The sequence below is a fragment of the Brevibacillus brevis genome, from assembly GCF_022026395.1.
Lineage (GTDB): Bacteria > Bacillota > Bacilli > Brevibacillales > Brevibacillaceae > Brevibacillus.
In genome coordinates this window covers 4,908,758-4,932,712 of record NZ_CP041767.1, presented here as the reverse complement: position 1 = coordinate 4,932,712, position 23,955 = coordinate 4,908,758, and the positions used below count along the sequence as shown (strand labels likewise).

30 protein-coding genes are annotated in these 23,955 nt (G+C 46.6%); 23 read left to right on the top strand and 7 right to left on the bottom strand.

Going from position 1 to position 23,955, the window contains the following annotated elements; translation table 11 throughout:
- Window position 1 precedes the first annotated feature (1 nt).
- The 6 genes from FO446_RS23420 to FO446_RS23395 all read left to right on the top strand — a co-directional run bounded on the left by FO446_RS23420 (window position 2) and on the right by FO446_RS23395 (window position 4,903).
- On the top strand, window positions 2-1,135 hold the full coding sequence (locus FO446_RS23420; protein ID WP_047072990.1) for a bifunctional cystathionine gamma-lyase/homocysteine desulfhydrase: 1,134 nt from the start codon (window positions 2-4) through the stop codon (window positions 1,133-1,135).
- A gap of 29 nt (window positions 1,136-1,164) precedes the next feature.
- Window positions 1,165-1,500: a YuzD family protein gene (locus tag FO446_RS23415; RefSeq protein WP_047072988.1), complete on the top strand. Its 336-nt coding sequence runs from the start codon at window positions 1,165-1,167 to the stop codon at window positions 1,498-1,500.
- Between the two features lie 245 nt (window positions 1,501-1,745).
- Window positions 1,746-2,639 (top strand): hypothetical protein, encoded by an 894-nt coding sequence (locus tag FO446_RS23410; protein ID WP_173610061.1) that lies wholly within the window; start codon window positions 1,746-1,748, stop codon window positions 2,637-2,639.
- Between the two features lie 130 nt (window positions 2,640-2,769).
- Complete coding sequence (locus FO446_RS23405) at window positions 2,770-3,111, top strand: hypothetical protein (RefSeq protein WP_173610062.1); 342 nt, start codon at window positions 2,770-2,772, stop codon at window positions 3,109-3,111.
- 112 nt (window positions 3,112-3,223) lie between these two features.
- Complete coding sequence (locus FO446_RS23400; protein WP_173610063.1) at window positions 3,224-4,129, top strand: ATP-grasp domain-containing protein; 906 nt, start codon at window positions 3,224-3,226, stop codon at window positions 4,127-4,129.
- Between the two features lie 15 nt (window positions 4,130-4,144).
- Window positions 4,145-4,903 (top strand): carbon-nitrogen hydrolase family protein, encoded by a 759-nt coding sequence (locus tag FO446_RS23395; RefSeq protein ID WP_173610064.1) that lies wholly within the window; start codon window positions 4,145-4,147, stop codon window positions 4,901-4,903.
- 71 nt (window positions 4,904-4,974) lie between these two features.
- Here FO446_RS23395 and FO446_RS23390 read toward each other — a convergent pair whose 3' ends face one another.
- Window positions 4,975-5,835, bottom strand: a complete 861-nt coding sequence (locus FO446_RS23390; RefSeq protein WP_237899232.1) for an MBL fold metallo-hydrolase — start codon at window positions 5,833-5,835, stop codon at window positions 4,975-4,977.
- Window positions 5,836-5,946: 111 nt separating this feature from the next.
- Window positions 5,947-7,014 (bottom strand): NAD(P)/FAD-dependent oxidoreductase, encoded by a 1,068-nt coding sequence (locus FO446_RS23385; RefSeq protein ID WP_173610065.1) that lies wholly within the window; start codon window positions 7,012-7,014, stop codon window positions 5,947-5,949.
- Between the two features lie 173 nt (window positions 7,015-7,187).
- Between FO446_RS23385 and FO446_RS23380 the strand changes: the two genes are divergently transcribed.
- Window positions 7,188-7,451 (top strand): DUF1450 domain-containing protein, encoded by a 264-nt coding sequence (locus FO446_RS23380; protein ID WP_047072975.1) that lies wholly within the window; start codon window positions 7,188-7,190, stop codon window positions 7,449-7,451.
- Between the two features lie 103 nt (window positions 7,452-7,554).
- Here FO446_RS23380 and mqnE read toward each other — a convergent pair whose 3' ends face one another.
- A complete protein-coding gene (gene mqnE / locus FO446_RS23375; protein ID WP_047072973.1) occupies window positions 7,555-8,658 on the bottom strand; it encodes an aminofutalosine synthase MqnE in 1,104 nt (367 codons plus the stop codon).
- 381 nt (window positions 8,659-9,039) lie between these two features.
- Between mqnE and FO446_RS23370 the strand changes: the two genes are divergently transcribed.
- The 6 genes from FO446_RS23370 to FO446_RS23345 all read left to right on the top strand — a co-directional run bounded on the left by FO446_RS23370 (window position 9,040) and on the right by FO446_RS23345 (window position 14,346).
- On the top strand, window positions 9,040-9,261 hold the full coding sequence (locus tag FO446_RS23370) for an aspartyl-phosphate phosphatase Spo0E family protein (RefSeq protein WP_017251347.1): 222 nt from the start codon (window positions 9,040-9,042) through the stop codon (window positions 9,259-9,261).
- A 150-nt stretch (window positions 9,262-9,411) separates the two neighbouring features.
- Window positions 9,412-9,771 (top strand): iron-sulfur cluster insertion protein ErpA, encoded by a 360-nt coding sequence (erpA, locus tag FO446_RS23365; RefSeq protein ID WP_007716763.1) that lies wholly within the window; start codon window positions 9,412-9,414, stop codon window positions 9,769-9,771.
- A gap of 160 nt (window positions 9,772-9,931) precedes the next feature.
- On the top strand, window positions 9,932-11,173 hold the full coding sequence (locus tag FO446_RS23360; protein ID WP_173610066.1) for a DUF5050 domain-containing protein: 1,242 nt from the start codon (window positions 9,932-9,934) through the stop codon (window positions 11,171-11,173).
- Window positions 11,174-11,271: 98 nt separating this feature from the next.
- The gene (locus tag FO446_RS23355) at window positions 11,272-11,856 is read left to right on the top strand and encodes an RNA polymerase sigma factor (protein ID WP_173610067.1); all 585 of its coding nucleotides are present in this window, start codon (window positions 11,272-11,274) and stop codon (window positions 11,854-11,856) included.
- Entirely contained in the window at window positions 11,831-12,748 is a 918-nt protein-coding gene (locus tag FO446_RS23350; RefSeq protein ID WP_221867899.1) for a hypothetical protein, read from the top strand. The genes FO446_RS23355 and FO446_RS23350 overlap by 26 nt, the downstream gene beginning before the upstream one ends.
- 122 nt (window positions 12,749-12,870) lie before the next feature.
- Window positions 12,871-14,346: a DUF4153 domain-containing protein gene (locus tag FO446_RS23345; protein WP_419466135.1), complete on the top strand. Its 1,476-nt coding sequence runs from the start codon at window positions 12,871-12,873 to the stop codon at window positions 14,344-14,346.
- A 24-nt stretch (window positions 14,347-14,370) separates the two neighbouring features.
- Here FO446_RS23345 and FO446_RS23340 read toward each other — a convergent pair whose 3' ends face one another.
- Window positions 14,371-14,952: a hypothetical protein gene (locus FO446_RS23340; RefSeq protein WP_237899228.1), complete on the bottom strand. Its 582-nt coding sequence runs from the start codon at window positions 14,950-14,952 to the stop codon at window positions 14,371-14,373.
- Window positions 14,953-15,007: 55 nt separating this feature from the next.
- On the opposite strand from FO446_RS23340, the gene FO446_RS23335 reads away from it, so the two are divergent.
- The 4 genes from FO446_RS23335 to FO446_RS23320 all read left to right on the top strand — a co-directional run bounded on the left by FO446_RS23335 (window position 15,008) and on the right by FO446_RS23320 (window position 17,726).
- Window positions 15,008-15,802 carry a metallophosphoesterase gene (locus FO446_RS23335; RefSeq protein WP_237899226.1) on the top strand — a complete coding sequence of 265 codons (795 nt, stop codon included), beginning with the start codon at window positions 15,008-15,010 and terminating at the stop codon, window positions 15,800-15,802.
- A 120-nt stretch (window positions 15,803-15,922) separates the two neighbouring features.
- A complete protein-coding gene (locus FO446_RS23330; RefSeq protein ID WP_173610072.1) occupies window positions 15,923-16,303 on the top strand; it encodes a cupredoxin domain-containing protein in 381 nt (126 codons plus the stop codon).
- Between the two features lie 393 nt (window positions 16,304-16,696).
- Entirely contained in the window at window positions 16,697-17,056 is a 360-nt protein-coding gene (locus FO446_RS23325; RefSeq protein ID WP_007716752.1) for a hypothetical protein, read from the top strand.
- A gap of 49 nt (window positions 17,057-17,105) precedes the next feature.
- The gene (locus tag FO446_RS23320) at window positions 17,106-17,726 is read left to right on the top strand and encodes a hypothetical protein (protein WP_237899224.1); all 621 of its coding nucleotides are present in this window, start codon (window positions 17,106-17,108) and stop codon (window positions 17,724-17,726) included.
- A 29-nt stretch (window positions 17,727-17,755) separates the two neighbouring features.
- On the opposite strand, the gene FO446_RS23315 is transcribed toward FO446_RS23320, so the two are convergent.
- A complete protein-coding gene (locus FO446_RS23315) occupies window positions 17,756-18,046 on the bottom strand; it encodes a hypothetical protein (protein WP_173610074.1) in 291 nt (96 codons plus the stop codon).
- Window positions 18,047-18,157: 111 nt separating this feature from the next.
- A complete protein-coding gene (locus FO446_RS23310) occupies window positions 18,158-19,168 on the bottom strand; it encodes an NAD(P)/FAD-dependent oxidoreductase (protein WP_173610075.1) in 1,011 nt (336 codons plus the stop codon).
- A gap of 348 nt (window positions 19,169-19,516) precedes the next feature.
- Here FO446_RS23310 and FO446_RS23305 point away from each other — a divergent pair, with 348 nt between their 5' ends.
- The 6 genes from FO446_RS23305 (at window position 19,517) to FO446_RS23280 (ending at window position 23,089) form a co-directional block, all read left to right on the top strand.
- Complete coding sequence (locus FO446_RS23305) at window positions 19,517-20,707, top strand: NAD(P)/FAD-dependent oxidoreductase (RefSeq protein ID WP_173610076.1); 1,191 nt, start codon at window positions 19,517-19,519, stop codon at window positions 20,705-20,707.
- Between the two features lie 4 nt (window positions 20,708-20,711).
- Window positions 20,712-20,963 (top strand): hypothetical protein, encoded by a 252-nt coding sequence (locus FO446_RS23300; RefSeq protein WP_237899222.1) that lies wholly within the window; start codon window positions 20,712-20,714, stop codon window positions 20,961-20,963.
- A gap of 64 nt (window positions 20,964-21,027) precedes the next feature.
- Window positions 21,028-21,504, top strand: a complete 477-nt coding sequence (locus tag FO446_RS23295) for an NUDIX domain-containing protein (protein ID WP_221867902.1) — start codon at window positions 21,028-21,030, stop codon at window positions 21,502-21,504.
- Between the two features lie 159 nt (window positions 21,505-21,663).
- Complete coding sequence (locus tag FO446_RS23290) at window positions 21,664-21,834, top strand: YuiA family protein (RefSeq protein ID WP_419466134.1); 171 nt, start codon at window positions 21,664-21,666, stop codon at window positions 21,832-21,834.
- A 199-nt stretch (window positions 21,835-22,033) separates the two neighbouring features.
- Complete coding sequence (locus FO446_RS23285; protein ID WP_017251331.1) at window positions 22,034-22,294, top strand: YuiB family protein; 261 nt, start codon at window positions 22,034-22,036, stop codon at window positions 22,292-22,294.
- A gap of 159 nt (window positions 22,295-22,453) precedes the next feature.
- Window positions 22,454-23,089, top strand: a complete 636-nt coding sequence (locus FO446_RS23280) for a 3D domain-containing protein (RefSeq protein WP_173610080.1) — start codon at window positions 22,454-22,456, stop codon at window positions 23,087-23,089.
- Between the two features lie 90 nt (window positions 23,090-23,179).
- Here FO446_RS23280 and FO446_RS23275 read toward each other — a convergent pair whose 3' ends face one another.
- On the bottom strand, window positions 23,180-23,950 hold the full coding sequence (locus FO446_RS23275; protein WP_221867903.1) for a cobalamin-binding protein: 771 nt from the start codon (window positions 23,948-23,950) through the stop codon (window positions 23,180-23,182).
- Between the last annotated feature and the right edge of the window lie 5 nt (window positions 23,951-23,955).

Here is a 23,955-nt window from a genome sequence, read left to right as displayed (position 1 = left end):
GATGCGTATCAAAACTCGTCTGATCCACGGCGGAATCGATGGAGATCCACATACAGGAGCCGTATCCGTTCCAATTTACCAGGTAAGTACGTATAAACAGGAAGCCATTGGCGTTCACAAGGGCTTTGAATACTCCCGTACCGGGAATCCGACCCGTCACGCATTGGAAACATACATCGCCGAAATCGAAGGCGGCGCACGCGGCTTTGCATTTGGTTCTGGTATGGCGGCACTCTCTACCATCCTCTCCATGTTCAACAAAGGTGACCATCTCGTGGTAGGTGACGATGTATACGGTGGTACTTACCGCGTCGTTACACGCGTATTCTCCCGTATGGGTCTGGAAGCAACCTACGTAGATACGAGCGATCTGGCAGCAGTAGAGGCGGCAATTCGCCCGGAAACCAAAGCAATCATCATGGAAACACCGACAAACCCTCTGCTGAAAGTGAGCGACATCAGCGCGCTGGCAGGCATCGCGAAAGCAAAAGGCGTGCTTCTCGTGGTAGACAACACGTTCATGACGCCATACTGGCAAAATCCGCTGGATCTCGGTGCTGACATCGTGTTCCACAGCGCAACGAAATATTTGGGTGGACATAGCGACGTAGTAGCAGGTCTGGTCGTAGCAAAAGATGCGCAAGTGGGCGAAGACCTCCATTTTGTACAAAATGCAATCGGCGGTGTGCTTGGACCACAAGATTCTTGGCTCTTGCTCCGCGGTATGAAGACGCTGGGTATTCGAATGGAAGAGCATGAGCACAATGCTCGTACGCTGGCAAAATGGCTGTCTGAGCGCAGCGACATCAAACGCGTCATTTATCCTGGTTTGTCTAGCCATTCCGGTCATGAGCTGATTAAAAAACAAGCGCGTGGATTTGGTGGCATGATTTCCTTCGACGTAGGCAGCGCAGAGCGTGCTGACGAAGTGTTGGCAAAGGTAAAATACTACACGCTGGCAGAATCGCTGGGTGCGGTGGAGAGCTTGATCAGCGTACCTGCACGCATGACACATGCTTCTATCCCGGCAGAGCGTCGTGCTGAGCTGGGCATTACGGATGGCCTGGTGCGCATCTCTGTTGGTATTGAAGATGTTCAGGACTTGATCGAGGACCTCGACCAAGCATTGTCCTAAGCTAGCTGACCCGGGGGAGGGCGGATATAGTGACTGTCGATATCAAGGTTTTTGGGACAGAGCAATTGTGCGCGAGCTGCGTCAATTTGCCATCTGCAAAGGAAACAGCCGAGTGGCTGGAGGCGGCACTCTCTCGCAAGTATGGGAGTGACAGCATCCGCATCGTTTATAGTGACTTTCAACAGCCGCAGACAGACGATGACAAAAGCTGGGCGAATCGCATTATCGAGGAAGATTTATGGTATCCGCTTGTCGTAATTTCCGGGGAAATTGTCGGTGAGGGAAATCCGAAATTAAAGGATATCTATGAAAAGCTGGAGAGCATGGGCGTGCAGCCGATTGCTTCGACAGCAGATGCCGAATAACAGCATAAGAGCAATGACAATTATCTTTTATAGCGACCAGATGCATGAGCCTGGTCGCTTTTTTCAATTGCGTATGGGACTGGAGCCGCGAGACAGCAATATCAAAAGTGTGCTGGATAACGACAAATAACGTGCTGTTTACTTTTTGTATATCATTCGTAAACATTCTGTAACGAACTAGAGCAGGCTTCGTCCTATAGTAGTAAATGTAACCAATAACTTACCATCTAGTGGAGGCCATAACGATGAATAAAAAATGGATGAAGCCTGTTACATATTTGCTGCTCGCAGGAGTTGTAGGCGTTACTGGATTTTCTGCAATGAATACACAAGTAGCTCACGCAGACTCTGAAAAAGGAAAGCTGTTCTCTGCCGCAACTGAATTGAAGCTCGCGAAAAACACCTATGTGATCGATCAAAAAACGGCTGACGTGAATGGCGATAAGAAGGATGATGTCGTATATCTGATTGGTGAAAAAGAAAAAGCGGATGACATCTATTCCTCCAATATGAACATTGTAGTGAAAGACGGAAAATCAGGCGCTTATAGCCAAACCGATATCAAAGAGCTGGGCGGCTATGAAGGCGAGCTGACTCTCGTAGACTTCACGGGTGATCATGTTGCGGATGCTTTCGTGAAAACAGCGACTGGCGGAAGCGGCGGTGTCTACAATCACGTAATCGCTACCTTTGAAAACAGCAAACCAGCCGTGATTTTTGGTGAAAAGGAAAACGAAGGAATTCGTTACGAGGGGAAATTCGTAGATGGCTTTAAAGTAGAGGGCAAAGGCTCCCACCTGGATAAGCCCCTGACGCTTGACGTAAGTGCGAACCAGGATGTATACGTAGCTGCCAAGCTGTATGACAAAGCAGGCAAAGTGCAGCCAACAGAAGATGCTGTTTCTGTATTCTCCTATCCATTCGGCTCTTTGACTCCAGTCGATATGGATGCGAACGGCACATTTGAGCTCGTCGGGGAGCAACGACTTGTAGGGATGAACAACACAGATACCGTTTCCCGCATCAATTCCGTATGGGGCTACCAAGGGGAAGGCAAATGGAATCCATGGGAAGTAGAGTATTCTACTTTCTTGAAAAAACACCCGGGTGAAGCGATCAACACGATAATTGAAAAATAATAATGGCAGAGCTTGACCGCAGCCTCCTATAAAAAAGGAGGCTGTTTTTCGTTGCCAGCGAATGGTTCTGCCAACGGACTTTTCCTCATAAGGATTTTGGGTACAGGGGTAACTAAAGGAGGAAAAGCGGATGGACCAACCGATTGCTCGCTACTACGAGTTGAAGGAAATTCAGAAGCAGGTAGAGGAAGAGTTGAACGAGCTGCGGAGTAAACTGATTGAAGCTTACAGCGAAGCAGGCAGCGCAGAAGAAGGCGAATACAAGCTGCTGATCTCCTATCAGGAGCGGCGAGAATACAACGATGATCGCCTTTACAACGCCTTGCCCGATCCTTCGCTTTGGCGCCTCATGTCGAAGGCGGATACCGGGAAAATTTCGAGCTTGCTCAAGCTGAATGTCATTCAAGAGAAGATACTGGCAGACACCTTTGAACCGAAAAAAGTGCCTGTTTTACGTGTCCAAAAGAGATAAAATAGCAAGATGAGAAAACCGTCAGGATTAGTCTTGACGGTTTTTACGTTCAAAGAGTTATCTTGTATAATGGGATGATATTTCCAATTTTTCTGAGAGGAGGATCGTGCAGATGAAAGTCCTATTTTGCGGTCAACCATTTCAAGAAAACAAAGTCGATGAAACCTATGAATATGAGTATACGTGCGCAAAACAACTCGGCTTGGACATTCATCTGATCAGCTTGGAACAACTGATATACCAGGACAACCCGTTAGGGGCAGTGAAACAAATCCAACCCTCTCCTGAAAAAGTAACGGCTATCTACAGGGGATGGATGCTAAAGCCGTTCCTGTACCAAAAATTGTACGACGCGCTGCTAGCCAAAAATATAGAGTTAATCAATACACCCGAAAAGTACGTGCATTGCCATTACCTGCCTGAATCTTATGAGATCATCAAAGATTTCACCCCGCTGTCGGTCTGGCTGCACAAAGAAGAGATAGACGCGTCATTTGAAAACGTGTATCGGATTGTAAAGAGATTTGGACAGGCTCCGATCATGATCAAAGATTTTGTGAAATCTCGAAAACACGATTGGAATGAGGCCTGCTATATTCCCGATGCCTCCGATAATGAAAAGGTACAGAAAGTGACAAGCCGATTTTTGGAGCTGCAACAGGATGAGTTGAATGAGGGAGTCGTCTTTCGAGAATTTCTGAAGCTTCAATTTTTGACCCATCACTCGCAGAGCAACATGCCATTATCCCAGGAATATCGCGTTTTCTTTTTGGATGGTGAACCCATGTACATGGAAAATTACTGGGAGGAAGGACAATATGACGAAACGCTGCCAGATCTCAAGCCATTTTTAGAGGTAGCGAAAAAAATCAAGAGCCGCTTTTTTACTATGGATATCGCCAAGCTGGAAAATGGCTCGTGGACCATCCTTGAGCTAGGGGATGCACAGGTGTCTGCTCTGCCTGAACAGGCTGATAGATTTGAATTTTTCACGAGGTTAAAAAGAAATTTTCTATAGAAAGAGGGATTTCCCATGAAAATAGGCCTGGCTCAGACGAGGTTCCCCCAATCAGCGGCGGAGGGGCTTGCAATCATTAAGCAGCAGATGATAAATGCTGCGCAAAACAATTGCGATCTGATTTGCTTTCCTGAATCGATGATTCCGGGGCTGCGCGGTGTTGGCTATGAAGTGGAAGCATACGATCATGAGGTACAACGGAGAGCTTTGGAAGAGATTCGTGCTCTGGCGAAGGAACGCCAGCTCGCCGTCATTTTACCGATGGAATGGAAGGATGAGCGCGGCTATCATCTAGTCGCCTTTGTGGTGGGGAAACAGGGAGAAGACCTTGGGCTGCAAATAAAAAATCAGATCGACCCAGATGAGGATCAGTTTGACTATATTCCCGGCGAAGGGCGGCAAATGTTTACGATAGAGGATGTGGCGTTTGGCATTGTCATTTGCCATGAAGGATGGCGATATCCAGAGACGGTACGGTGGGCGGCACGCCGTGGGGCGAGCATCGTTTTCCATCCGATGTTTACAGGAGAAGTCAGCAATCCCGATTTTTACAACGGGGCAATGGTTTGCCGAAGCTTGGAAAACAACATCTACTTCGCCAGTGTGAACTACGCGATTCCAAATCAACAAGTGACGACAGCTTTGATCTCACCGACCGGGGAACGGCTTTGTGTGGCGGTTTCAGGGAGCGAAGAGCTGCTTGTGTTCGAGATTGATCCTGCGAAAGCTACGCGATTATTGGCCCAGCGATTCCAGCCCAGGTTGGTTGAGTAGGAAAAGGTATCTTCTTACCAACCATAAAAAGCTGACGTCCATACGATCCCGACGTCAGCTTTTGTACCAGTCTACATCTCCATATCCACGTATCGTCCATACTTGGGAACAGCTATCCGATCAAACTCAGCAACCAATTGGACCAATCCATCGGCCAATTCCTGGCCATACATAGGTGGACCGTGACCAGTGATTGCATACGCAGGGGCGAGATTGGCAAGCTTTTCGACGGATTGCCAAGCTGCCTGCCAATCGGTTGTCAAATAAACAGGGGGACCGGTCAATTGCTGTTGCTGAGTCACGACTTGATACAACGAATCCTGCTTTACCGTAACAAAAGCGTCTCCTGCGAGAAGAGTTCTGTCTTCATCACGAAAGAACGAAATGTGCCCGGGCGAATGTCCAGGCGTATGTATCCAGCGCCATCCAGGCATTCCGGGAACACTCCCGTCTTCGGGCAAAGGATGAACATGGCTGCCCAAATCGATTGGTTCATTTGGAAACAACGGTGATATCTTCGCAAGCAGCCCGCCCTCAACCGTTCCATCTGGCTCCGGATAGTATTTTTGACCTGTCAAATAAGGGATTTCAAGCGAATGGGCATAGACGGGAACCCTCCACGCTTTTACGAGCTCGACGACTGCCCCGCCATGATCGAAATGACCGTGAGTGAGCAGGATGGCTCTTGGCTTTGCTTCTTCACCAAAGCGCTCCCGGGCAATCTCGATGATTTGTTCCGCCGATTGCGGCATCCCCGCATCTATCAGAACCCATGAATGTGAATCTCCGACCAGCGCGATGTTCACAATTTGAATGGTGTAGCATGCTACATCTGGTCTGACTGTCTCTTCGACTCCACTTCGAAAGGAAGTCATCGGCATGTAGTTGTCAGCCAGCGTATCATTCATATCCTCATATGTGTTTGATTCCACTAAAAAAACCTCCAAGCTGGTTATTCCGGTCTACGATATTATGCCGATTCAGCTTGGAGATTATATACAAAAAGAAAACCTGTTAGACCATCCGGCCAACAGGCTTGTACACTATCCCATATGCTTTTTGTACATCCATAGCTGACCGCTCTTGATGACACGAGCCATCTGACCGACCAGAGACATTTTCCCCATGCTGGCAAAGCCTTCCTTTTTGCCGAGGGAACCGAGGAAGCCTTTGTGCTTGAGAACAGGCAATGAGGCTGGATACTCCTCACCTTTGATGTCTTTTTTCAACATCAGGGCAATTTGATCGCCTTGGATCTCAGCTGTTTGTGCGCTCGGCGCAATGATGGTGCTTGCGCAGTCGCCTACCACATACACGTTCGTATGGGATGGGATTTGATGATACTGATTTAGTTTGGCGCGTCCGATGTTGTCTGTTTCGATCGGCAGAGAGCGCACGATTTTGTTCGCTTGAATACCTGCTGTCCATACGATAACATCACTTTCAACAGGCTGGTTGTGGTTGTACACGATCCCTTGCTCGATACCAGTGACATTCGCCATGGAAACAAGCTGTACATCGTGCTCAATAAACCATTGAGAAGCATATTCCTGAAGTTTTTTCGGGAATGGGCTCAAAATGCTTTGACCGCGGTCGATGATGCGTACATTCAGGTCGGGACGGCTCTCGCGCAGCTCAGCAGCCATTTCCACCCCGGAAAGACCACCGCCTACAACGCTAACCGTGCCGTATGGGTTCACATTATTGATTGCCATGTATGTGTTGCGAGTAGCTCCCATGGTTTGAATCGAACACGTAAATTGATCAGCACCAGGGATATCATGGTAACGATCCTCACAACCCAATCCGATTACAAGCCAGTCGTAGGAGAGGGTGTCCCCGTTAGCAAAATTGACGACCTGCTCGTCCAATTCCACGCCAGCAATTTCTCCGTATTTGACGGTCAGGCGTGGATCATTTGGAAAAGTAACACGCAGGTGAGATTCCGGTGTAGTACCTGCCGCCAGAGCGTAATACTCTGTTTTCAAGCCATGAAACGGCATACGGTCTACGAGGGTTATAAATACGTCATCTGGTAAATCAGGGGACAGGACTCGCTCAATAATACGAAGACCCCCGTATCCTCCTCCAAGGATCACAAGTCGTTTCATAGAAGGTCTAGTCCTTTCTTCTGTCCGTTTTTTACAGCACCCACTCTATTTTTAGTCTCTTTCACTAAAAATGCAAGCAGAATCTTTTTCCCGTTTTCTCCGCTGGATTTTTATCAAAGTCGCGGTACAATAAAGTACGTGATGATGTCGAAATAATCGGTAGGTGACAATAGATGAAACCACTAGTAGAATTTTGCGCGAGCAATGTTTCCTCTTATACGCAATCCGTCGTGGATGCATTGGAAAATGATCCTGATCTGGATGTGGACGTACTCGAGTACGGCTGTCTAGGGTATTGCGGTGAATGCTACATGGAGCCATTCGCGCTTGTAAACGGCACATTGGTACAAGCTCCAACAGCGGATGAATTACTGGTGAAAATCAAGAATAAATTACGGGAGGAAGAAGAACTGCTGGATGCAGATTTTCCTCTGTAGATTGTTCTCTTAGGATGTTCATCGGGGAGCATGATCAACCGTGCACGTATCAAAATAGTAAAGCTGATGCCCAAGTGATTTGGAGCATCAGCTTTTTTATGGATTAATGTTCTTTGATCACGTTGTAGAAGGTATCGCGTTCCAGGGCGCGTTTTCCTGCGCCTTTGATCAACCAAACCAACTCATCTACTGTCAGAGCCTGCTGGGTAAGTGCACCGGCTGAGTGGCTGATGCGCTCCTCGATCAAGGTTCCGTGAGCATCGGAAATTCCCATTTGCAGAGAAAGCTGTGTGAGCTGGGTACCGATGTTAATGAAGTATGCTTTGATATGTTGGAAGTTATCGAGCATCAGACGGCTGATTGCCATTGTTTTCAAATCATCAATGGCAGAGTTGCGGCGTTTGATGCCAGCTGTTGCTTTGATCGGTTGAACAGCCAATGGAATGAAAACCATGAAGCCGTTTGTGTCATCTTGCAGCTCGCGCAGGCGGAGCATGTGAATCACGCGCTCTTCCAACGTCTCAATGGAGCCGTACAGCATGGTGGTATGTGTTTTCAAGCCCAACTCATGAGCCGTGCGGTGTACTTGCAGGTACATGTCTGTGCTTGCTTTTTCCGGGCTCATTTTCATACGATAGCGCTCAGTCAAAATTTCAGCGCCACCACCAGTAAGACTTTGCAGACCAGCTTTCATCAGCTCTTGCAAAACCTCGCGGATGGATAGACCGGAAATACGGGAGAAGAACTCGATCTCAGCACCTGTATACGATTTAATCGTCACATCCGGGTACGCTTTTCTCAAGGTACGAAGGGTGTCGAGGTAGTATTCAAATGGCTTGTGCTGGTTATGTCCGCCAACGATATGGAATTCACGGATACCCGGATGGAAGCGCGTTTCTACATAATGAAGCAACTCTTCCATGCTCATCGTGTAGGCACCTTCATCCCCTTCATCGCGGCGGAAGCCACAGAATTTGCAATGAGCTTCACATACGTTGGTTGGGTTGATGTACAGATTTTGCAAAAAGTAAACGTTATCCTGATTCTTGCGATAGTTAACAACGTTAGCCAATTGTCCAATCGTCAAAAGATCGTTGGAATTAAAAAGGGTGACACCGTCTTCCAAGGTAAGTCTTTCGCCATGCATAACTTTTTCTGCAATTCCGGCGAGAGATTTGTCTTGTATGGCAATCGTTTCAAGCGCCATTCCAAACACTTCCTTTCAAAGTCAATGGTTCTTAGATGAAAGAGCTTTAATCCAGTCGTACCCAATCGATATTCGTTCCATGGGAGTGGATAAGCTCTTAGGAATAAAGCGAATCTCGGGCAACAAGAGCACCTATATTATAAACCTCTTGGTAAGTACGAACAATATCATAAGTTCTCCAACTCTACACTCGGCTCCTCTTCGCCCGATTTTCCACTCCATTGTTCATGAAAAGTCGTTATTTCTATGTACGGAATATTGTAAAAAACTAACAAATATCGGCATTAATTGGGGAAAGTAGGAATTTTCCGTTTGCGAAATTCTAGCTGTTCTTGTAAAATATAGTAAGAAAGCCTGATCTATTATTAGGAGGAGCTTCAAATGCGGGACGTTTTGCTCGAGAAAATCGAACTCCTTCGACAGCGTATGGTATATATGGGGTTAGAGTTTGGGTTAGATCATCCAGATGTCCTAGAATACAGTATACAAATTGATCAACTACACAACGAACTGAACCAGATCGATCATAGTCTGTCTAAGGCAGGGAACCGGAAGAAAGCGTATAGATTTTATTTAATGGAAAACAATGCACATTTTGCATAGGAAGGGGAAACCCTTCTTTTTTATTTGGAAAGAGAGAATGAACGCGTAAAGTGCAGGGGAACCTTGTGGGAAGAAGCGTTTCTTAGTAAACTGAATATACTGGTTGTAACAAGTGCAGGAATGATGAGCCTGTGAAGGAGGGAAAGAAGCATGATTACATTGACAGAGCGCGCCAGTCTGAAAGTAAAAGAAATGCTGGCAGCAGAAGGCAAGCCCGATGTGTTTTTGCGGGTAGGTGTCAGAACTGGTGGTTGCAGCGGCTTTACCTACGGGATGGGCTGGGACGAAGAGATGAAAGAAGGCGACGAGACCTTCGAGCAAAACGGTGTGAAAATTGTTGTCGATAAGGACAGCTACCCATACATTAAAGGTACAGAGATCGATTTCAAGGAATCGATGATGGGTGGAGGCTTCTCCATCGAGAATCCGAATGCAGTCGCTTCTTGTGGCTGTGGATCTTCGTTCAAAACAGCGTTGGCTGAAGGAAAAGCGGAGAAATGTGACGACTAAGAAGGATAAGGACAGAACCCCTTCGACTTGTGTGAATGATTGCGCACGAGTTGAAGGGGTATTTTTTTGTACGAAATAAAAGAAATTTACAAAATATGAACTGACATTTATAGTTGGTAATAATCGGAAGTGAAATGAAAGGATGAGGGGCAGGATTGTTATGGTGAAGAAATTCAAATGGCTTACTGCTTGCGTATTTTCGACTATCCTTTTGTGTACGGCTATTCCAGCTACCATTGACGCGGCACCACAGATGAAGTCAAAAGGATATGTGGCAGGCAATCTGACGTTATTTCCACAACTCGATGTGAATGTGGGTGAGAAAGTCACGGTAACAGCAACGATTGCAAAACACGGGAAGATAAAAGGGGATGCGGAGTTTCACTTCACTGGTCCTGATGAGGATCTCGTGATGGAAGACGTGAAGGTCACGGAAGGAAAAGAGAAGTATGAGATAACAGGAACCTTTACTCCCTCGGAAAAAGGAAAATATGAGATTAAACTCACACTAACCATGAAGGGCGAGGACAAGCAGGAGATACAGGGTGCGGCGTCTGGCATCATTCGGGTAGGAGACGAGTGGAAATTCTTCTTTGTCGCAGATGCTGACAGCAAGCTGAAGGGTACGATCTACAAGGATAAATTGGTCAATGAGAGTCCGATGAAAGTGACTCCAGCCAATCAGGTGACCGGTAAAATCTATCGAGGAAATCAAGAGATTTATTACTTGCAGGTCAACGATCCAGCAGCGGAAAAAGGGCTGCAGCAAAGCTCTCTTTACAAAGTAAAGCAAGGTAGCAGCACGCCGGAAGCTGTGAAATTTGTGGGAGACAAGATTACGTCCTTTGTCTTGGATGAAAGCGATATGTACTTTACGGCTTATACGGACGACAACCGCGCGATGCTGTATAAAGCGAAAACCAATTCGGACAAAATAGAGGAAGTGCTTGAAAATGTAGACTTAGCAACGGTTTCGAATGGCTGGTATTACTTCCATGACAGCCTTGATCACGGACTTTATAAAATGAAGCTGAATGGGTCAGAAAAAACGAAGCTTACAAAAGATGACACGAAAATAGATGTAAGTAAAGGCGGCAGCTTTGAGGTTTATACCGACGCGATTTCCTACGTAGATAGCAACTTTCGGCATGTACTGATTTCAAAAGAGGGTAAACACTTGCAAGATGGCAAGCAGATCAAGGGAAAAATCGTCGATGTCGTAGGTGGAAACATTTTCTATCTGGACAGCGACAAAGCTTTATACCGGACACAGCTCGCTTCAGATCAAACAGAGAAAATCATGGACTTGAAGAGCGATGCGATTGTAGAGATAAACGTACCCGCACAATACATTCTTTATGCCAAAACGAACAATGAGCTTTACAAGGTTCAGTGGAAATAACACAAGGAATCCATACTTCGGTATGGATTTTTTTTGCGGCAATCTGTCACAAAATGACGCCTTTGTTTGTTATACGTGCGAATCGGAGGTGAGAGGGCTTGGATCATAGGGAAATGGAGCAAGTGCTAAAGGAGGTCAGATCCGGGGATATCGACCAATTTGGTTTGATCATCGATGCGATGCAAAAGCCGTTGTTCGTGTATTGCTATCACATGCTGGGACACCGACAGGAAGCGGAGGATGCTGTCCAGGAGGTTTTCTTGAAGGCATTCGAGCAGTTGGACAGCTATCGACACAACGTTTCTTTCTCAGCATGGATGTATAAGATCGCGTATCATCATTGCTTGAACTTGTTAAACAGGGCGAAGCTCAATCGCGTGGTCACTTTTTTGCGAGCGGGAATTCAGACGGTTAGTCGCCATGAGGGTGAAAAGAAGATAGAAGATACCGAGTACTTGAACAACCCTCTTCATGTAGCGATATCAAAGCTATCCGTAAAGGAGCGGAATCTCCTGATCTTGCGGGTGGTGGAAGAACGCAGCTACGACGAGCTGGCCTTGTTGTTCGATACAAAGCCAGCTACGCTGCGAAAACAGTATGAGCGTGCATTGAAAAAATGTAAATCTTACATGCTCGTGAGTGAAGGCGGTGATAGACATGACTCGATCTCAGCAACCCGATGAATGGAAACAGCAGTTACTTGCAGCCGCCGATGATTTCGATGTCAAGGATCAAGTCCTTCAAAAAATCAAGGAACGAAAAAATATATCGGAGGGAAAACAGATGAAAAAAAGATTGGGATTACTGGTCGCTGCTATTCTTGTATTTGGAGGAACATCCGCATATGCAGCCATGAAGGTATACGAATTGAAGAATGAAAAAGGGGAAGCAGTAGTAAAAGTGCAGCAGACTACTACTCCACAGGAAAAAAGCAGCGCTGAAACAATGAAAACTTTTGAAGACGCACGAAACTCGCTTAAGCAAGGAGAAGGGGCAGCTATTTATATACCTGGACCGGACAATCCGAAAAAACGTGTTTCCTTCACATATATTCCTGTTGAACATTTGGCCACACCACCGTTGCAGAAAGAAGTGGGCAGCTTTTATGAGGTACCAGCAGAGATAGCGGGTGGCTACAAATTCTTAAAAGGACATGTCGAGTATCCATTTGATTATAGCCAACCAGAATTATTCGCAGAAATGCACAAGGAGGCGGAGAAGGACAAGAAACAAATCGTCATGCGAAAAGTATCTCCTAAGCCGACAATAAATAGAGTCTTTACGTTGTACAAAGGGAGTGAAGGAGCAGGGACGGACGGGGACGTGTACATTGCCATCACGAACTTTGAAGGTGTGAAATGGATCGAAGAAGCAGCAGGAGAGGATGCAATTGTAGAAAAAGTGAAAGTCCAGAAATATGAGGGAATGTATGTAGCTCAGAAGCTATTGGATGGAACCGAGCAAAAACTTGTAAAGGTTTATCAAGAGGACAAAAACAGGCTCATTGAAGTGGGTGCCATGAATCCAGCGTTGACGAAAAAAGAATTGCTGTTGATTGCCGAGAATTTAAAGTAAAAACAGTTTGGGTAAAAATTGTAACATTTAACCAATTACGCACGTACTTACAAGAGCAGCTCTTTTATGGAGTCTGCTCTTACGTTATTTTTGGGGGCAAAAAGTCGTAAGGAGTGAAGAGCTTGGCTGATGTTACGCAAGAACAAAAAGGCTTGCAGTGGCTTTTGCTAGGGGCATTTGGGATCGGCATACTGTTTGACTGGATGTTTTACGGGAAAGGCTTTGGCATCTCTTATCTGTTGTTCGTAATGGGCCTGTACGGTCTTTTTATTTGGCAGGCTAGGCAACGCATTCATTTACGCTTTTCTCGAAAGCAAGTATTCGACTGGATATGGACGCTTCCGATTTTTCTACTGGCGCTAACCTTTTTTCTATTTTCCAATCCTCATTTTCATCTGTTCAACCTGGTACTGATTCCGTTTTTATTTGTGATCCAAACGATTCTAATCACCAAGCGTCATCAAGCGAAATGGTACGAAGCAGGCTTTTTCATGGAGATGGTGGAGACATTGCTCCTTTACACCCCGAAGTATACGCGCCTGCCATTTAGGCTGACAAAGGAACGGATCAAGGACAGGGTGGACCAGGAGAAGTATGGCGTAATGAAGAAGGTTTTCATCGGAATCGCCATTTCGGTGCCTCTTCTGGTGATTGTACTCTCCTTGCTTTCGAATGCGGATAGTGTGTTTGGACATTTTCTGGGGCAAATCCCGCGAAGGGTGATTGATGTCGATTCACTTGAAGCAATCTTTCGAATGATGCTAATCGGGCTCATTACGATCCTTGTGTTTGCTTACATGTATTCTCTTTTCGGGAAACGAGAAGAAGTAGTGGAACTGCCGGTACATGACAAAAAGATTGTCTGGGATGGAGTTATCCTTGTAACGATTCTGGCGATCATCAATATTGTGTATACAGCGTTTACATACATTCAGATATCGTATTTGTTCATCGGGGCGAAGCGAGTTTTACCAGATGAATTGACGTACGCCGAGTATGCTAGAAATGGATTCAATGAGCTGGTGACCGTCACTGTCATTAATTTCTTGATTCTCCTATGTACGATGCACTTTGCATCACGGGCAAAGCCAATGCTCTACCAGATCATTCAAATTCTGCTGAGTATGCTGACGATTTGTACGGGCTTCATGCTTGTGTCCGCCTATTTTCGCCTCTCGCTGTATGAGGATGCTTACGGGTATACGCATACGCGGCTGTTAGCTCACGTTTTCATGATCTTTCTGTTTGTGTTGTTTATCATTGCTCTTTTGAAAATTTGGAGAGACGGTTTCTCCTTGATCAAGTATTACGCGATTGTGACACTCGTGAGTTACGTTATTCTGAATTACATGAATATGGACGTCATTATCGCCAAAAACAATGTACAGCGCTATCATGCTACTGGACATATCGACATCGAGTATTTGAGCGAGCTGTCTTATGATGCCATACCAGTAGTTATGGAGTTTGTTCGGGATAGAAAGGTAGAAGAAAGGTTTATAGAGATGCTGCAAGAGCGGAAAGAGATTTTGTATGAGGACAATACCTGGCAATCCTTTAATCTCTCGGAGTACCGGGCAAAAGCTTATCTGAAATGAATTTAGAGGACGGAGACGATGGAGTTATCGTCTCCGTTTTGTTTGAAACAAAAAGAGATAGAACAAGATTCCTCCTGCGATGATGATGACAATTCCAATGGATAAATAATTATTCCAATCGAGATTTGCTGAACGGACAGGCACTGTACCAGACCCCAATACTTGCAAGTCTTCTCCTGCATCCGCTTTGAGGGCTGTTCGTGTACAGATATTGGTTTCTAGCTCATTTAGCTCCCAATAAGAGGCATAGACAAGATATTCTTGACCCGGTTGAAAAGGAATGCCGCATGCACCTCCAAGGCTGCTGGTGACGATCTGAACTTGTGTCTGATCTACTCCTTTCCACGTGGACTGCACCTCGAAAATAACATCAAAGCCTCCCCGCTCTGGTTTATCCCAAAAGGGGAGCCAACGAAGCCAGTCTGTTCGCTCATTTACCTGGAGCACCTTGCCTGTAAATACAGCAGCAGACTGATCTTTTGCTGTTAAAGGGTCAGGAGGTCTGGCACAACTACAGGCAGACGCAGGAAAAGGTTGGACGAAAAAGGTGAAAAGAAGCATGAACGAGAAAACGGTAAGAATACCTTGAGTGTTCCTCAAAATCATCACTGATCCACTCCTCTAAACCATAAGACGGAAGAAAGCGAGGATTGTTCCGAAAATGATGACAACGACAATTATGTGTATCCTGGTGGGAATAATCTTTCTCGCCTACCATACGACTTACGTCAAAACATCGACAGTGAAGCTGACAATTCCTTCTGTCCCTCCACTTACATTGGTCCATCTTTCCGATCCTCATGGACGAATACGATTTTGGAATGGAGAGCTGCACAAGCTGGTGAATGTCCACGATCCCGATTTGGTGATGGTCACGGGAGATTTGACACAGCACAGCGGGCAGTTGACGCGTGTGTTGAGCGAGCTAGCGAAAGTAAAGAGCAGGGATGGAATATTCTTCGTTCCTGGCAATTACGAGAGAGAAGCGGGGAGACTTCACAAAAACGTCTATTCCGATGCTGCCTACCATTCGCAAAAAGAGGCCTGGGAGCAGGTAATGAAGGTGTTGGAAAACGAGAGTACCGTGATAGAAAAGGGCGGCCGTCGCATTTGGATATATGGCTTCGATAATTCGATTTACGGCAATGAACAGCGTCCGGAACAAGAGATCCAGCAGGCGAACATGACGATATTTTTGGCCCATTCCCCCAATATAATCTCATTGATTTACAACGAGGATTTGAAGGCTGATCTTCTCTTGAGCGGACATACCCATGGTGGACAAATTCGCTTGTTCAATCGGACTGTTGGCGCCTACAAGCATTTTCATGTCGGGCAAAAAGAGGATCAATCCGTTGGTGTATTTGGTATCAGTCGCGGACTAGGTACTTCCAGGCTGCCAATCCGGCTGAATTGCTTTCCAGAGATCACGGTATACATGATCAATCCAAAATGAACGCTCATGTTCAACAATCGTTCCCCAATTCGTCACTGTTCGTTCACAAGATGTCAGATTTTGGATTGATCTCATCGAGTAAGATGGAAGTGTAGAAAAAGAAGAAAGAAGGGGTCAAAAGTGAACAAGAAGTGGGGTCTATTGATTTCTTCAGTTGCATTGTCTGCAATGTTGATGACAGCATGCGGCGGAGACAAGGAAGCTGCTAGCACGGGTGCAGCGACTACTGCAGCGACTACAGGCACACAAGTGAATATCGAAGCTAGTAACTGGAAATTCAATCAAGAAACCTATGAAGTAAAAGCAGGCGAAGAGTTCACGATCAACTTCAAGTCGACAGAAGGCTTTCACGGTATTGGTATCCAAGGGCTGGATGTAGACCTCCAAAAAGATGGCAGCAAAACGATGAAAATCGATACAGCTGGCGAGTACACCATCTTTTGCAACGTGATCTGTGGACCAGATCATGCCAAGATGGTAGCAAAATTAGTCGTGAAATAATTCGATTTTCTTATTGGCATAGATCAACAAACAAGCACTTTGGCCTGCTTAGCTGGTCAAGGTGTTTTTTCATTTCTCGGGTGGGGACATACTACATGGGCAGCTACTCATCGAGTAAGGGAGGGAACTACATGTCCAAGCACAACAACAAAGACAAGCGCCCAACGGAAGCATCCGCCGGCTCACGCAGCACTCCCCCGAAAACAGGAGAGAACACCGGGCATAATTTGCGGAAAGAAGATCGATCATAACGTACAGGCGAAATTGAAAGCAGGAAAGAGTCCTCCCCTGATGGAGGGCTTTTTTGCTTGTTAAATACATGTTTTTGCGATTTTTGCACATGGTAAGGAGGAAAAGTTTTCAAGTCGGTGATACGATCCAAAAAGGAGATGAGTGACACTGGATAAGAAACACTACTACGTGACCTTGCAAGCGGGAACGACCGTGGCAGAAATTCGCGATGAAAAAGGCTCCGCCACGTACGATTTTGAGATCGAAGCGACCGACGTACAAGTGGGCATGATGCGCGATCTGTTCAATAACTGTGTTCACGGCGATTTCATGATGTGGATGCATGGGCATACGCTATGGTCTGACATGCCGGATCGGGACAACGACGAATACGATGACAACCTGCGGGCCATCTACCAGCTTATTTATCAGTATGGCACCGAAAAAACGAAAAGCGATCTGGAGCAAATGGGCCTCGTAAAGCTATTGGGGCTGGATAGAGAAGAGTTGCGTCCTTTTTAACGGATTAATCATAGACGTTAGACGTTATCTACTAGAAGGAGTGAATAGGATGAAGATGTGGAAGCAAGGAATGATGACAACAGCGTTGCTAATGGGTCTCACCATGCCGGGTGTCGCGTTGGCCCAAGATGCGACTGCAACAGTTGCCCAGGTGATCAAGCCGACTCACAGCCATGATGAGCATGGAGAGAAGCACATGAAGGTGCGAAACAGCTCAAACAGAGGCGTTCATCAAAAAATGTACATGCTCTTGCTAGCGGAAAAATATGCACCGGATAGCGTGGGGAAATGGCAGGCAGCGTTTAAAGAACGAGATCGTTTAATGAGCGAGTTCGAGACGTTGAGTGATGACCCGAAGTGGCAGGCGAAGCGTGAAGAACGGAAGCAACTGATCAATAAGCTGAATGAAAAAGTCAAAAAGGGCGAAATCACCAACGAACAGATGGAAAAGCAGTTCAAGGAATGGAAAGACAAAAACATGGGGCCAAAAGAAGAGCGTGACGCCCGAAAAGCTCGGATCGAGCAAATGAAAAAAACACACGAAGCTTTTGACTCTGCGATTGAATCTGGTGATACAGCCAAGATTAAGGAGTCACTTCAACAAATGCTGGAGCAAATGCAAGCAAACAATTCTCGCATGGCGGAAAAGCTGGCCATGAAGAAAAAATAACGTTTCGAACAAAAAAGGACGTGACCAACTTACTGGTACGCGTCCTTTTCCATATCGGTTACAAGCATAACGGGGGTCCATTCATCCAGAAAGACCATCTCTTCGGATTGGCAGGAGGGACACCAGCCTGTATGAATGCATTGGTGGCGCTTCCGATCTAGGTAACCGTTGTCCATCTTGGCATCGTCTATCTCCCGGTACGGGCTGTAGCTCCCATAAAAGTCATAAAGTCGGCCTGCATCTTGCATAGCTTGACCGCACGTTGAACACGCTTGTTGGAGCGGCGTAAAGCCATTGCAGACTGGACAGAGATGATTCAAAGCGTATCGCCTCCTCGTTGCTTCTACTGTGCGCGCCAACAAAAGCCGTTATGCAAGGAATTAAAAATCCCTGTCGCAGCCATCGGAGGCAACAACAGGGACGAAACATTTTTACGATTTGAAGTTGTCCATGCTAGAAGAATGACCAGGCTGCAGTTTTGCATCCGGATTAAAGTAGGAAACTGCGTTGTTTACAGCGGTAGGGGCCTCACCAAATCCGACAGCGATCAGCTTGACCTTACCGGGGTAGGTTGCGATATCGCCTGCTGCAAAAATACCCGGGATGTTTGATTCCATGCGTGTATCGACTACGATAGAGCCTTTTTCGAGTTCCAGCCCCCAGTTCTTGATCGGACCGAGAGAGGAGATGAAGCCGAAGTTGACAATGACTGCATCGACTTCCAGATCGATTTCTTCTTTTGTCGTGCAATTGGCCAGTGTGAGCTTTTCGATGCGCTCCTCGCCGTGCAAAGCTGAAATTTCGTAAGGTGTCGTGACGTTTACTTTGGAGGACATGAGCATTTCTACGCTGTGTTCATGTGCGCGGAACTTGTCTCTGCGGTGGATGAGGTGTACTTCTTTTGCGATAGGTTCTAGCATGAGGGACCAGTCCAGAGCGGAATCACCGCCGCCAATAACAGCTACACGCTGTCCCTTGAAGGAGTTCAGATCGGTAACAAAATAGTGCAGATTGGATTTTTCATATTTGACGGCATCTGGGTGTTCCAGCCTGCGAGGTTCGAACGCTCCTACCCCAGCAGTGATGATAACGGATTTGGAGTAGTGAGTGCCTTTGTCCGTTGTAATTTCAAACACATCGTCTACTTTTTTTACGACATTTTCCACTTTTTCTTCCAGGCAAATGGTCTGCTGAAAGCGGGAAATCTGATCTTTCAGATTATTGATCAAATCTTGTGCTAAAACCTTTGGAAATCCGGCTACATCATATATGTACTTCTCCGGATAAAGAGCAGATAATTGCCCGCCTAACTGGGGCATGCTCTCAATGATTTTTACACTGGCCTGCCTCATCCCGCCGTAAAAAGCGGTAAATAACCCGGCAGGGCCTCCACCAATGATTGTAATGTCGTAGATTTGCTCGTCCTTTTGCAGAAAATTCAATCCAAAGCACCTCCGAATTAATCGTAAGCGAACTCCTCAACCATTATAACCCATACAAGTGGAAAAACAGGAGAAAAATTCGAAAGATGATAGGCAAAAAAACCTTGCAAATCCAATCGGTTGTCGATAAGATGAGGATGACTGTAAAGAAATTGTCACATTTTTCTATGGCTGACTTTGTGCATTTTTTCACAGAGTGGTTCGGATGGCATCACAGGGCAATAATTCCGATACTACCCGGATCATGAATTGGGGCATCTTAATTTGTACCAGACCACGTGAAAAATCGCACAATCTTCCTTAAGTTACCATGAACAATGAAATCATACATGATTGGAAGGGATACTGATGGGTACACCCAAAATCCTGATTCTTGGCGCTGGATACGGTGGTTTGCTCACAACGTTGCAGCTTCAGAAAAAGCTCAACTACAATGAGGCAGAAATCACCTTGGTCAACAAGCACAACTATCATTACATCACGACTTGGCTGCATGAGCCGGCTGCAGGCACCGCACCAGCGGATCACGCCCGCGTCAGTTTGGATAGCATTTTGAACAAGGACAAAGTCAACTTTGTCAAAGGAACGGTGCAAGCCATTCAGCCAGAGGAGCAGACCGTCACGCTCGAAAACGGCGAGGTGCTGTCGTACGACTATCTCGTCATCGGATTGGGCAGCGAGCCGGAAACGTTCGGAATTGAGGGACTCAAGGAGCATGCGTTTAGCATTCGCAGCATCAATGCGGTCCGCAATATTCGCGAGCATATTGAATACATGTTCTCCAAATTTAAAAATGAGCCGGATCGTACGGACTACCTCACATTTGTTGTGGGTGGAGCTGGCTTTACAGGCATTGAGTTTTGCGGAGAGCTTGGCGACCGTTTGCCAGAGCTGTGCCGGGAATTTGATGTCGATCCAGAACTGGTGAAAGTCTACTGCATTGAAGCAGCACCCACTGCATTGCCTGGCTTTGACCCAGAGCTGATCCAATACGCAATAGATGTATTGGAGAGAAAAGGCATCGAGTTCAAAATTGGAACACCCATCAAGCAGTGCACCCCAGATGGCGTACTGTTGAACACCGGAGAAGAAATCAAATCGAAGACCGTTATCTGGGCAGCAGGTGTCCGCGGCAACAGCATCGTGGAAAAAGCAGGCTTTGAAGTCATGCGCGGTCGCGTCAAGGTAGACGAATACTTGCGTGCGCCTGGTCACGAGAATGTTTTTGTCGTAGGAGATTGTGCCTTGATTTTCAACGAAGAAGGACGTCCGTACCCGCCAACTGCGCAAATCGCGGTCCAGGAAGGCGAGACGCTGGGTGAGAATCTCGCTGCCTTGGTCCGTGGCGATCTTCCACAAAAGTTCATTCCGCATCTGCAAGGGACATTGGCCTCTCTTGGAAAAGGCGAGGGTATCGGGCAAGTTGGTTCGAAAAAGCTGTTCGGCAGCACAGCAGCCATGATGAAAAAAGCGAGCGACCTACGCTACCTGTACAAAATTGGCGGCGTCGGTCTCGCACTGAAGAAAGTAAAGCTGTAAAACGATGCGACACGCGAGCATTCAAGTCCGGGGGCTTATGGTCCGCGAAGAGATGGATCGGTACAACGCTATGATGGAAGTGGGAGCTTTTCTGGAGGAGCAGGGGCGACACGATTTGGCATGGCATGTACAGCGTGAAGTAGATATTCTCATCCTGCCTGCCATCGAACGGCTCAAGGAAAAGGGCCGCGAGAGGGATCGGGAAAATCTGCGATACATGATCGATAATGGGCTCCTAGATGACGAGGATGATTGATAGGTACCCCCGGCGAAGTAGAGCCGGGGGTTTCGTTTAGCAAGATGTGGAAGGAGCGAGCTGGATGCGCGAAGGAAAGGTTTGGCTAGGCGCTTGCGGGATTGTTATTCGCGGGCAAGAAGCATTGGTTGTCAAAAAAACGTACAGCGGACTAAAAGGACAATGGTCGTTTCCAGCAGGATTCGTGCAGGAGGGCGAGACTGTAGATGAAGCAGCAGTGCGTGAGGTGATGGAAGAAACGGGTGTCGAGGCGGTTGTGCGACAAGTAGCGGGAATCCGTTCAGGCGTCATTCGTGAGTCCATTAGCGACAATATGGTCGTTTTTTGGATGGATTACATAGGGGGAGAACCACGTCCGCAGGAAGGTGAGATCGCGGAGGCGAAATTTATGCCGATACAAGAACTGCTTCGTGATCCGCTGTCTTCGACTTATTTGAAAATCATATTGCCGGACTATATCAAACGGGAGCAGGGAATGACAGGTCAATCATTTGCTATCGATCCCGTTTTTCAGTACACTTCCTATAAAATCTTTAAGTAATCCTGCGAATAAGCTAGATAAACCACAATGTTTCCGCTTACATTGCGGTTTTTTTATGTTTTTTCGCAATGAACTGCATTGTGAACCAAGGGGAGATTCTGATATAGTTAGATACATCTAAATAATCTGAATATAAATGCAATTAATTTTCACGCATGTATGCCGAAAGGGGAGCTCAACATGAGACAAAAACAAGAACAGTGCCCGTACTGCCATGGCCAAGGGTATTTCCAACTGCTCCTGGGGGGCTCGGAGAATTGCCCTAACTGTGACGGAGCTGGTACACAGGACGCTCAGAAGGAAGCTGTTTCTTCTCATCCATATGAGTAACTAACCTCGCATAGAAAACCGTCGAAGCAAATGCATCGGCGGTTTTTTCTGTCAGGCATACAACACATAGGCTAGGCTTCTCGTATTGACCGATCCCTCGCCTTTTTGCTACACTTAATACCGAAAATAGCCCGTCTTTCCTGTATTTGCCGAAAAGGTGGCAAAAGGTGGAGAAGGTGGCAGGAGGTCTTTTTCGTCGATGAACTTGATGCAATTTATGGTATCTATTGTTTTGTTCTCCGTGCTAGGGTTTGGCATTGGGTTTATTTTAAACATGATTTTGAAAACAACATGGTTTCCAGTTGTGATCGGCGTTGGTGTAGTCGTAGGTGCACTTGTCTATCAACAAATCGTTCCGGGAATTTGGGATTCACTCATTCTCGGCTGCGGCATGGCAGGTACAGTGGCGAGTGGCTGGACCATTCAAACGCTTCGCAAAAAAGGATATCGGATGTTTTAAAACAAGTACAAGCAGGCCTTTGTTTCGGGCCTGTTTTTCTTTTGGCATTTGATTGGAAAAATGGGCAACTGACTGAATATTTCTGTAATCAACCAAAATTTGTGTATACTTTCCTCCTCGTCGGGACATGACTAGAAACGAGAGGAGGTTTACCAAGAAATGAATGGAAAGCAGTTCGTAAGTATCATCGCGCTGTTCATCCTGGTCTTGACGGCCTTCGCAAGCGATGGATACAGCTATAATGTTGTGGGAGACTACGGTGTCTCATCCACTTTTGGAATCAAGGAAACGAAAGAGGGGCAACGTGTCGTCAAAAAACGGACGGTATCTGCCAGTTCTCTTACTCAAGTGATTGATAAAGCGGATGTATTTCACGAACAATATCCAAAAGTACGTGTAGTAGCGACAGGCTACTATGCAGGATACGAGTCGACGGGCAAAAATCCATCTCACCCGTCCTATGGCATTACCTATTCAGGTGTGAAAGTACGGAGAGACGACTATTCCACGATTGCAGCTGATTTGCGCGTTTTCCCGCTGGGGACCATTTTGTACATCCCAGGTTACGGATATGGCGTCGTAGCTGACAAGGGTGGAGCGATTCGCGGCCACAAGATTGACCTGTATTTCGAGACCAAGCAGGACGTATTCTCGCAATGGGGGAAAAAATCGGTGGATGTGTATATCGTAAAAAAAGGTGAAGGCAAAGTAACGGAAGCTTTTCTGAATAGCTTGAATGAAAAAGGAATCGCAGCCATGGCGGAACCCGTCAGCGGTCAACAACAAATTGAATAGCAAGTAACGAAAACGAATGGATGCCGCATAGGTGGCATGGAAGAAAAAAAGAAAAAACGTTCAAGGCACAGGCTTTGAACGTTTTTTGTGTCATTTTGTATGAATCAAATCAACCAGCTTCTCCAGTCCTTCCAAAATGCGAGGAGAAGGGCGGCAATAGAGGCCTTCTTCCAACAAGTGGACCTGATTGTTTCGAATCGCGGTCATGTTGATCCACTCTGGGCGGTTTGTGATCATGTCAGGCTTGATTCGCTTCAATTCAATTCCGCACCAGACGACGCAAATATGATCCGGATTACGTTCCATGACCATTTCCCGCGTAGCCTTGACGTTTGCGACAGGATAGTCTGCAAAAATATTGACGGCACCCGCAATTTCACTGACATCCGTCAACCAGTTTTCCTGACCGGGTGTGTAAATGGGATTCGGCCACCATTCCCAGTACAGTTTGGGGCGTTGAGCGTATGTCGCTGCCTTTTGTCGGATGCTTTCAATGGTTTCGTCAAATTGGATCGCAAGCTGCTCGGCTTGCCTCTGTGTTCCTGTCGCCTCACCGACGAGTCGGATATCATGAGCGATTTCCCCGATCCGGGAAGGATTCAGGATGATATGAGGAATGTCTCTGTTGCGCAGAGCTTCTATATTATTCTCCATGCCAGGAACAGAGAGCGACGCTACGACCAGATCCGGCTGGAGGGCAGCGACCCGGTCCATATCGATTGTCAAATCGGGTCCAACCCGTGGGAGATGCTGCCACTCCTGCGGCCAGTCAGAGTGATCATCCAATCCGACGACATGCTCATACAGGCCTAAATAATACAGGATTTCGGTGTTGCTGGGACAGATGGAAACAATGCGCATGGGAG

Bases quoted from the DNA above. Each gene is read 5' to 3' on its own strand.
- mqnE (WP_047072973.1), bottom strand. From the start codon at position 8,658: ATGGCGCTTGAAACGATTGCCATACAAGACAAATCTCTCGCCGGAATT.
- FO446_RS23290 (WP_419466134.1), top strand. From the start codon at position 21,664: ATGCCGAAAGGGGAGCTCAACATGAGACAAAAACAAGAACAGTGCCCG.
- FO446_RS23300 (WP_237899222.1), top strand. From the start codon at position 20,712: ATGCGACACGCGAGCATTCAAGTCCGGGGGCTTATGGTCCGCGAAGAG.
- FO446_RS23400 (WP_173610063.1), top strand. From the start codon at position 3,224: ATGAAAGTCCTATTTTGCGGTCAACCATTTCAAGAAAACAAAGTCGAT.
- FO446_RS23340 (WP_237899228.1), bottom strand. From the start codon at position 14,952: ATGATTTTGAGGAACACTCAAGGTATTCTTACCGTTTTCTCGTTCATG.
- FO446_RS23370 (WP_017251347.1), top strand. From the start codon at position 9,040: ATGCGGGACGTTTTGCTCGAGAAAATCGAACTCCTTCGACAGCGTATG.
- FO446_RS23385 (WP_173610065.1), bottom strand. From the start codon at position 7,014: ATGAAACGACTTGTGATCCTTGGAGGAGGATACGGGGGTCTTCGTATT.
- FO446_RS23380 (WP_047072975.1), top strand. From the start codon at position 7,188: ATGAAACCACTAGTAGAATTTTGCGCGAGCAATGTTTCCTCTTATACG.
- FO446_RS23320 (WP_237899224.1), top strand. From the start codon at position 17,106: ATGAAGATGTGGAAGCAAGGAATGATGACAACAGCGTTGCTAATGGGT.
- FO446_RS23350 (WP_221867899.1), top strand. From the start codon at position 11,831: ATGACTCGATCTCAGCAACCCGATGAATGGAAACAGCAGTTACTTGCA.
- FO446_RS23285 (WP_017251331.1), top strand. From the start codon at position 22,034: ATGAACTTGATGCAATTTATGGTATCTATTGTTTTGTTCTCCGTGCTA.
- erpA (WP_007716763.1), top strand. From the start codon at position 9,412: ATGATTACATTGACAGAGCGCGCCAGTCTGAAAGTAAAAGAAATGCTG.
- FO446_RS23420 (WP_047072990.1), top strand. From the start codon at position 2: ATGCGTATCAAAACTCGTCTGATCCACGGCGGAATCGATGGAGATCCA.
- FO446_RS23410 (WP_173610061.1), top strand. From the start codon at position 1,746: ATGAATAAAAAATGGATGAAGCCTGTTACATATTTGCTGCTCGCAGGA.
- FO446_RS23395 (WP_173610064.1), top strand. From the start codon at position 4,145: ATGAAAATAGGCCTGGCTCAGACGAGGTTCCCCCAATCAGCGGCGGAG.
- FO446_RS23360 (WP_173610066.1), top strand. From the start codon at position 9,932: ATGGTGAAGAAATTCAAATGGCTTACTGCTTGCGTATTTTCGACTATC.
- FO446_RS23295 (WP_221867902.1), top strand. From the start codon at position 21,028: ATGCGCGAAGGAAAGGTTTGGCTAGGCGCTTGCGGGATTGTTATTCGC.
- FO446_RS23280 (WP_173610080.1), top strand. From the start codon at position 22,454: ATGAATGGAAAGCAGTTCGTAAGTATCATCGCGCTGTTCATCCTGGTC.
- FO446_RS23275 (WP_221867903.1), bottom strand. From the start codon at position 23,950: ATGCGCATTGTTTCCATCTGTCCCAGCAACACCGAAATCCTGTATTAT.
- FO446_RS23405 (WP_173610062.1), top strand. From the start codon at position 2,770: ATGGACCAACCGATTGCTCGCTACTACGAGTTGAAGGAAATTCAGAAG.
- FO446_RS23305 (WP_173610076.1), top strand. From the start codon at position 19,517: ATGGGTACACCCAAAATCCTGATTCTTGGCGCTGGATACGGTGGTTTG.
- FO446_RS23335 (WP_237899226.1), top strand. From the start codon at position 15,008: ATGATGACAACGACAATTATGTGTATCCTGGTGGGAATAATCTTTCTC.